This is a genomic window from Lentzea aerocolonigenes, assembly GCF_000955955.1.
Lineage (GTDB): Bacteria > Actinomycetota > Actinomycetes > Mycobacteriales > Pseudonocardiaceae > Lentzea > Lentzea aerocolonigenes_A.
This window is the reverse complement of sequence record NZ_JYJG01000001.1, coordinates 68,795-75,998: the sequence shown is the minus strand read 5'-3', so window position 1 is coordinate 75,998 and position 7,204 is coordinate 68,795. Positions and strand designations below refer to the sequence as shown.

Below are 7,204 nucleotides of genomic sequence, written 5' to 3'. Positions count from 1 at the left end.
CACCTGAGGTTTATGAAGGTTCCCTTCATCAAGCTCCGAGCGGGACATGATCACGCTGCCTGTTGCTGGCTCGTGCGGAGGTCGAAGCCTGGGCGGGCGACGGTTTCCGGGGTGAGCGAGGTGCCCGCCTCGAGGATCCGGCGGGCCATCAGGAAGTCGATCGGCCGGTTGTAGGCCTCGACCCCGAGCAGCCGGTCGCCCGAGAAGCAGAACACCGAGAACCTGCCCTCCGCCGGGTCGCCGACCACGACCGTGCGGTCGTAGCCGTCCGTCAGCCCGGCGATCTGCAGCTTCACGTCGTACTGGTCGCTCCAGAACCACGGCAGCGCGGTGTACGGCTCGGCCGCGCCCAGGATGGCCGAAGCCACGCTGGTGGCCTGGTCCGTGGCGTTCTGCACGGATTCCAGGCGAGCGAGGCCACCGGTCAGCGGGCTCGCGAACCGGGCGCAGTCGCCGACCGCGTGCACCCGCTGGTCGACCGTGCGCAGGTGCGCGTCGACCACGATCCCGTCGTCGCACGCGAGCCCGGACCGTTGCGCGATCTCCACGTTCGGGATCACCCCGGTTCCCGCGACCACCAGGTCCGCGACCAGCACGGTGCCGTCGGTCAGCTCGACGAACCCCTCCCCGACCGCGGCCACGGCGGTGCCGGTCAGCACCGTCACGCCCTCGCTGCGGTGGCGGGTGGTGAGGTGCTGCGCCGTCGCCTCGGACACCGCGCGCTGCATGACCCGCTGCTGGGTCTCGACGACGGTCACCTCGTGACGCAGTTTCCGCACCACGGCGGCGAACTCGAGCCCGATGAACCCGCCTCCGATGACGACGACGTCGAGACCGGTGCGACCGTCCAGCTTCTGCTTGATGGCGTCCGCGTCGGCGACCGTGCGCAGGTTCAGCACGTGCTCGGCGCCGGGGATCGGCAACGGCCGAGGCCGCGCGCCGGTCGCGAACACCAGGTGGTCGTAGCTGATCGTGCGCGCACAGCCCAGCACCACGACCCGTGCCGAGCGGTCGACTCCGATGACCCGTTCGCCGGTCACCAGCCCGATTCCGTGGTCCGTGTAATAGGAGTCCTGCCGCAGCACCAGCCCGGCGAGGTCGGTCTCCCCCGCCAGGTAGGCCTTCGTGAGCGGTGGCCGCTGGTACGGCGCGGCCTGCTCGTCACCGATGAGGGTGAGGGGGCCGCGGTGTCCCTGCTCGCGCAAGGACACCGCGACCTGGCAGCCCGCCTGCCCGGCCCCGACGACGACTACCGACTCGCCACGCATGTCAGTAGTTGCCCAGCCCGCCGCAGACGTTGAGCGCCTGCGCGGTGATCGAGGACGCGGTGTCCGTGGTCAGGTACGTCACGAGCCCGGCGACCTCTTCCGGCGTGCTGTACCGACCCAGCGGGATCTTGGCGTTGAACTTCTCCAGGACCTCTTCCTCAGTGACGCCCCAGTGGTTCGCGTAGCCCTGGCGGACGCGGCCGGCCATGGGCGTCTCGACGTAACCAGGGCACACCGCGTTGACGGTGATGCCGGACTTCGCGAGCTCGATCCCGACGGCCTTGGTGAAGCCGACGACGCCGTGCTTGGACGCCGAGTAGGGCGCGGCGAACACGACGCCCTGCTTGCCACCGGTGGAGGCGATGTTGATGATCCGGCCCCAGGACTGCTGCACCATCTGGCCGGTGCTCAGAACCTCTTTGGTGAAGCGGAAAACACCGTTGAGGTTGGTGTCGATGACATCCAGCCAGAGGTCCTCGTCGAGCTCGGCCGTGATGCCGCCGCCACCGCGACCCGCGTTGTTCACGAGGATCTCGACGGGACCGAAGACGTCGACCGCCTTCTGCACGGCGGCACGAATGTCCTCAGTGGACGTCACGTCGGTGGCGGCACCGTCGGCCTCGTAGCCCTCTTCGCGCAGCTGCTTCACCGTGGTGTTCACGTTCTCGGCGGTGCGGGCCACGACGAACACCGCGTGTCCTTCCTTGCCGAGGCTGCGGGCGACCTCGAGGCCGATGCCGCTCGTGGCGCCCGTGACCAGGGCGACCCGTCGCTTGCTCATGCGTCTGCTCTCCTCAGAGTTGCTTCTCAGAGCTGTTTCTCGGGGAGGTGCACGACAAGCCCGTCGAGCTCCTCGGACACGGGCAGCTGGCAGCTCAGCCGGCTGTTCTCCTTGCGCTCGCAGGCCGTGAAGTACAGCAGTTCGTCCTCGACCCGGTGCATGTCGGCGAGCGGCTTGGTGTTCTCCGGGTCGACGTACACGTGGCACGTGCCGCAGGACGCCCCGCCGCCGCACTGGGCGACGATTCCCTTGACACCGTTGAGAACCGCGCCGCGCATCACCGAGTCGCCGTTGGCCACGTCGATGATCGTCGAGTCGCCGTCCGCGTTGACGTAGGTGATCTTCGCCATCAGTCGGCCTCCAGGTCCCAGGTGACGGGGAGCTCCCACAGGCCGTAGATCACGGCGCCTTCCTTGCGCGGAATCTCCAGGAACGGCTTCGCGAGGCGCAACGACGGGATGCGCTGGAAGAGCCTGGACCACACCAGCTGCATCTCCAGCCGGGCGAGGTCGGCACCGATGCAGTGGTGCAGGCCGTGGCCGAACCCGAGGTGCTTGCGCGTGCCGCGGGCGAGGATGACCTTGTCGGGCTCCGGGAACACCTCGGGGTCGCGGTTCGCCGCGAGGCCCAGGCACAGGATGCCGTCGCCCTTCTTGATCGTCTTGCCCGCGATCTCGATGTCCTCCAGGGCAACGCGCGGAATCGCGGTGTCGCCGATGGTCGCGATGCGGACGAGCTCCTCGACGGTCGGCTCGATCATGCCCTCCGGGTCGTCCAGCAGCAGCTGCAGCTGGTCCGGGTTCTCGAGCAGGCACGCAGTGCCGAGCGACAGCATGCTGGCGGTCGTCTCGTGGCCGCCGTTCATCAGCAACCGGATCATGTTGAACAGGTCGCGGCGGGTGTACTCCTCGCCGGACGCGGCGTACTCCGCCATCGCCCGCGACAGGAGGTCCTCGCCGGGTTCCTGCTCCTTCAACGTGATCAGCTTGTCGACGTAGGCGTTCACCTCGACGATCGCGGCCTGCCGCTGCTCGGGCGTCGAGTGGCCGCCGAGCAGGCACGTGCCGTGGTTGATGAAGAAGTCGTGCTCGTCCTGCGGGATGCCGAGCAGTTCGCAGATGACCGTCATCGGCACGGCGAGCGAGAACTCGCGGTGGAAGTCGATCGGCGGCGTCATCGTGAGGATCTTGTCGATGTACTGGTCGACGATCTCCTCGATGCGCGGCCGGAGACGCTTCACCTGACGCGAGGTGAACGTGACCGCGGCCTTGCGGCGGGTCTTCGTGTGCTCCGGGTTGTCGTAGCCGATGAACGAGGTCTCGGTGCGGAACTCGGGCGGAGCGATGAAGTAGAACGGGAAGTTGTCGTGCTTGCGAGAAGCACTGATCCGCGGATCGGTGAGGATCTGGCGGATGGTCTCGTAACCGGTGATCGTCCAGATCCGCAGGCCCGATCCGGTCAGCGTCACCTCGGTGAGATCATCGGAGATCATCTGTTCGTACTGCTTCGGAGGCGTGAACGGACACTGCCGTTGGTAGGGAAACGTCTCCTCGGCTTCCGTGCTGCCCGGTTCGACGGCACTTGTGGTCATGACGAGTCCTCCTGGTCGACTGCGGCCAGCGTGGCAGCGACGCCTGGAGACCCGCTCAAATGTCCATTGTGGGCTCCAGGACGAGTCGAGCCGCTCCTTCTAGCGTCGGGCGCGACCCGTCCGCCGTGCCCCCGGAGGTGAGCAGGTGAGTCAGAAGATCGAGCCCTACACCGTGGAAGTCCCGCAGTCCGCGCTGGACGACCTGACCGACCGATTGGCAAGAACTCGTTGGCCCGACGCGGAAACCGTCGGCGACTGGTCCCAGGGCACGCCGCTGGCGTACCTGAAGGAACTGTGCGACCACTGGGCGAACCGGTACGACTGGCGGGCGGCGGAACGGAAGCTGAACGCCGTACCGCAGTTCCGCACCGAGATCGACGGTGTCGGCATCCACTTCCTGCACGTGCGTTCACCGCATCCCGGCGCGATGCCGTTGCTGATGACCCACGGCTGGCCCAGTTCCGTGGTGGAGTACCTCGACATCATCGACCTGCTGACGAACCCGGAGGACCCGGCCGACGCGTTCGACGTCGTCTGTCCTTCGTTGCCAGGACACGGTTTCAGCGACAAGCCGGCGGAAACCGGCTGGACCGTGCCGCACATCGCCTCGGCGTGGGCCGAGCTGATGTCGCGGCTGGGCTACGAACGCTATGTCGCGCACGGCGGCGACTGGGGTTCGTGGGTGTCGCCGGCCGTGGCCAACGCCGATCCCGAGCACGTCGCGGGCATCCACCTCACGATGCCGCTCGCGCGACCGCCGCAGGAGCAGGTGGAGCTCGACGAACGCGACCAGCGGGCCATGGCGCGCATGCAGAGCTTCGGCAAGAACCGCAACGGGTACGCCGCGATCCAGGCCACCCGCCCGCAGACGCTCGGCTACGGCCTGAACGACTCCCCCGCCGCGTTGCTGGCGTGGATCGTCGACCGCTTCTGGGCGTGGGCAGGGCACGACAACGACCTCGAGCAGGCCGTGCCGAAGGACAAGCTGCTCGACATCGTGTCGACGTACTGGCTCACCGGTACCGGCACCTCTGCGGCGCGGTTGTTCTGGGAGAGCTTCGACTCCGAGCCGATGCCGCCGACGAACGTGCCCATGGGCGCGTCGGTGTGGCCGAACGACGCGTGGCTGCCGCGTGCGTGGGCCCGCACCCGTTTCACCGATCTGCGGTACTGGCAGGACCTGTCCGAGGGCGGTCACTTCCCGGCCCTGGAACGTCCAGCGGAGCTCGCCGCCGAGCTGCGTGCGTTTCTGCGCGTGCTCGACTGAGAAACCCACCCAGATCGATCCACTGCGAAAAGGGGAGCTTCCACACCGGAAGCTCCCCTTTTTTCGTTGCCGTGCCTCAGATGTGCGCGACGACAGGTGCCGGCGCCGACTCATCCGACTCGTTCGACGCGGACCGCGCGACCTTCGGGATCGCGACCGCGGCGAGTGCCGCGACGACGAGCAGGATGGCGGTGCCCAGGAACGAGTTCGCGTATCCCGACGCCATCTCCTCGGGGACGCGCGACTCGCCACCGGTGGCGTTGGCGACCGCCACGAGCACGGCGAGACCCGCCGCGCCACCGAGTGCCTGGCCGGTCGTGAGCAGCCCGGACGCGAGGCCCTGCTGGTGCGACGGCAGCGCCGCGGTGGCGAGGTTCGCCACGGTGCCGAGCACCATGCCGACGCCGACACCGAACAGCAGGCTCGGGCCGAGCAGGTCGGCGACGAACGTCGCCTTGTTGTCCACGACGAGGGCCAGCCAGCCGAGGCCGACCACTCCGGTGACGAGACCGCTGATCAACGTGAACCGGCCGCCCAGCTTGCTCGTCTGCGGCGCGACCATGCCGGCGCCGAGGAAGATCGCGACCGACAGCGGCAGGTACGACAGGCCGGTCGTGAGCGGGCTGTACCCGAGCACGAACTGCATCAGCAGCGTCAGGAAGTAGAACGTGGACGCCATCGCCGCACCGACGCAGAACATCGAGACGTTCGCGGCGACGATCGTCCGGTTGCGGAACACGTTCAACGGGACGAGCGGCGCACTCGCGACCTTCGCCTGGTCGAAGAGGAACACACCGATGCCCACCACGGCGATCGCGAACGAGATGAGGCTGACCGGGGAGCCCCAGCCCTCGCGCTCACCCTGCGCGATGCCGAACACCAGCGCGGCGATGCCGACCGTCACCGACACGGCACCGAGGATGTCCAGCTTGCGCGGTCCCTGGTGCTTGGCCAGAGGCGTGATGGAGATGGCAGCGACGATGAACAGCGCGATGCCGACCGGCACGTTGATCAGCAGCACCCAGCGCCACGACAACCAGTCGGTGACGACACCTCCGGCCAGCACGCCGATCGCACCACCACTACCACCGGCGGCACCCCACAAGCCGAAAGCCTTGGCACGCTGGCCGGGTTCGGTGAACGTGGTGCCCAGCACCGTCAGTGTCGCGGGAGACATCAACGCCACACCAACACCTTGGAACGCGCGGGCGATGATGAGCTGTGTCGCGTCCTGGGCGAAACCTCCGGCGAGGCTCGCGACGGTGAACAGCGCGATGCCGGCGAGGAAGAACCCGCGGCGGGAGAACAGGTCCGCCATGCGCCCCGCGAGGAGCAGCAGGCCGGCGGTCGGGATCAGGTACGCGTTGATGACCCACTGCAGGCTGTTCGCGTCGAACTTCAGCGCGGACTCGATGGACGGCAGGGCCACGTTCATGATGGTGCCGTCGAGCACCACCAGAAGCTGACCCACGCAGCAGGCGAGCAGGACGAGGCCTGTTCTCCCGGGGTTGGCATTCGACATTGGGTTTGGCTCCTTCAGTTCTGCGCCGCGCGTGGGGGTGCGCGCCGGCCCTGGACAGGCAGCGTCCCACCAGGTGGTCGACCCGCACTTGAGCCTGAGGTGGCGGGCGATCGAGCCCGAACAGCCGTTCTCCACCGGTTCTGAAGGTCGGTGGTCAAAGCTGCCTTGCGACCGCATCGATCTGAAAAGGACTGATTCCAATGCCCCGTAATGCCAGGAAGTTAGCCGTGTTCGCCGCGTCGACCGCGCTCGCGCTCGGTGGCGTCGCCATGGCGAGCACCACAGCGGTCGGAGCAGACCCGGTGACTGACACCCAGATGCAGATCAAGGTCCACCCGGTCGTCGGTGCCTGGAGCGGAACCGTACAGCACCAGGGCGGCAGCGGCTCGATCCAGCTCGGTTTCACCTCGTCCGGCTCCCTGTGCCTGCACTCCGGCGGCGACGGCCACGGAACCGGCCAGGGCACCGGCACGTGGAAGTCCACCGGTGCCGCCACGTTCACGTTCACCGTCCGGGAACACCTCTCCGACAACGACGGCAACCCGACGGGGTTCGTCGACGTGAGCCAGTCCGGAAAGATCGTCGGCAACACCCTGAACAGCTCGGGCGTGTCCAAGATCTACGACGTCAACGGCAACTTCATCACCAACGCCAACGCGACGATCACCGCGACCCGCGTGTAGGACGTCAGGGGTTCCCGTTCCGCGGCGGCGGGGCAACACTCGCGGGACGGGAACCTCTTTCAGCTCCACCGGATTCACAAAGCAACTGAGGG

7 protein-coding genes are annotated in these 7,204 nt (G+C 67.8%); 2 read left to right on the top strand and 5 right to left on the bottom strand.

The window, feature by feature from the left end:
- Nucleotides 1-50 precede the first annotated feature (50 nt).
- Genes UK23_RS00365 through UK23_RS00350 form a run of 4 tightly spaced genes read right to left on the bottom strand, consistent with a single transcriptional unit; the run spans nucleotide 51 to nucleotide 3,640 of the window.
- Nucleotides 51-1,268: an NAD(P)/FAD-dependent oxidoreductase gene (locus UK23_RS00365; RefSeq protein ID WP_045309272.1), complete on the bottom strand. Its 1,218-nt coding sequence runs from the start codon at nucleotides 1,266-1,268 to the stop codon at nucleotides 51-53.
- Between the two features lies 1 nt (nucleotide 1,269).
- Entirely contained in the window at nucleotides 1,270-2,049 is a 780-nt protein-coding gene (locus tag UK23_RS00360) for an SDR family NAD(P)-dependent oxidoreductase (RefSeq protein WP_045309271.1), read from the bottom strand.
- Nucleotides 2,050-2,075: 26 nt separating this feature from the next.
- A complete protein-coding gene (locus UK23_RS00355; protein ID WP_045309270.1) occupies nucleotides 2,076-2,399 on the bottom strand; it encodes a 2Fe-2S iron-sulfur cluster-binding protein in 324 nt (107 codons plus the stop codon).
- A complete protein-coding gene (locus tag UK23_RS00350) occupies nucleotides 2,399-3,640 on the bottom strand; it encodes a cytochrome P450 (RefSeq protein WP_045309269.1) in 1,242 nt (413 codons plus the stop codon). Before UK23_RS00350 ends, UK23_RS00355 begins: the two co-directional genes overlap by 1 nt.
- 145 nt (nucleotides 3,641-3,785) lie before the next feature.
- Here UK23_RS00350 and UK23_RS00345 point away from each other — a divergent pair, with 145 nt between their 5' ends.
- Nucleotides 3,786-4,907 (top strand): epoxide hydrolase family protein, encoded by a 1,122-nt coding sequence (locus UK23_RS00345; protein WP_045309268.1) that lies wholly within the window; start codon nucleotides 3,786-3,788, stop codon nucleotides 4,905-4,907.
- 76 nt (nucleotides 4,908-4,983) lie between these two features.
- On the opposite strand, the gene UK23_RS00340 is transcribed toward UK23_RS00345, so the two are convergent.
- Entirely contained in the window at nucleotides 4,984-6,429 is a 1,446-nt protein-coding gene (locus tag UK23_RS00340; RefSeq protein WP_045309267.1) for an MFS transporter, read from the bottom strand.
- A 227-nt stretch (nucleotides 6,430-6,656) separates the two neighbouring features.
- Here UK23_RS00340 and UK23_RS00335 point away from each other — a divergent pair, with 227 nt between their 5' ends.
- Nucleotides 6,657-7,112, top strand: coding sequence for a hypothetical protein (locus tag UK23_RS00335; protein ID WP_045309266.1), 456 nt, complete (start codon nucleotides 6,657-6,659; stop codon nucleotides 7,110-7,112).
- Nucleotides 7,113-7,204 lie beyond the last annotated feature (92 nt).

Coding starts and splice junctions, on each gene's coding strand:
- UK23_RS00365 (WP_045309272.1), bottom strand. CDS start 1,268: ATGCGTGGCGAGTCGGTAGTCGTCGTCGGGGCCGGGCAGGCGGGCTGC.
- UK23_RS00360 (WP_045309271.1), bottom strand. CDS start 2,049: ATGAGCAAGCGACGGGTCGCCCTGGTCACGGGCGCCACGAGCGGCATC.
- UK23_RS00355 (WP_045309270.1), bottom strand. CDS start 2,399: ATGGCGAAGATCACCTACGTCAACGCGGACGGCGACTCGACGATCATC.
- UK23_RS00350 (WP_045309269.1), bottom strand. CDS start 3,640: ATGACCACAAGTGCCGTCGAACCGGGCAGCACGGAAGCCGAGGAGACG.
- UK23_RS00340 (WP_045309267.1), bottom strand. CDS start 6,429: ATGTCGAATGCCAACCCCGGGAGAACAGGCCTCGTCCTGCTCGCCTGC.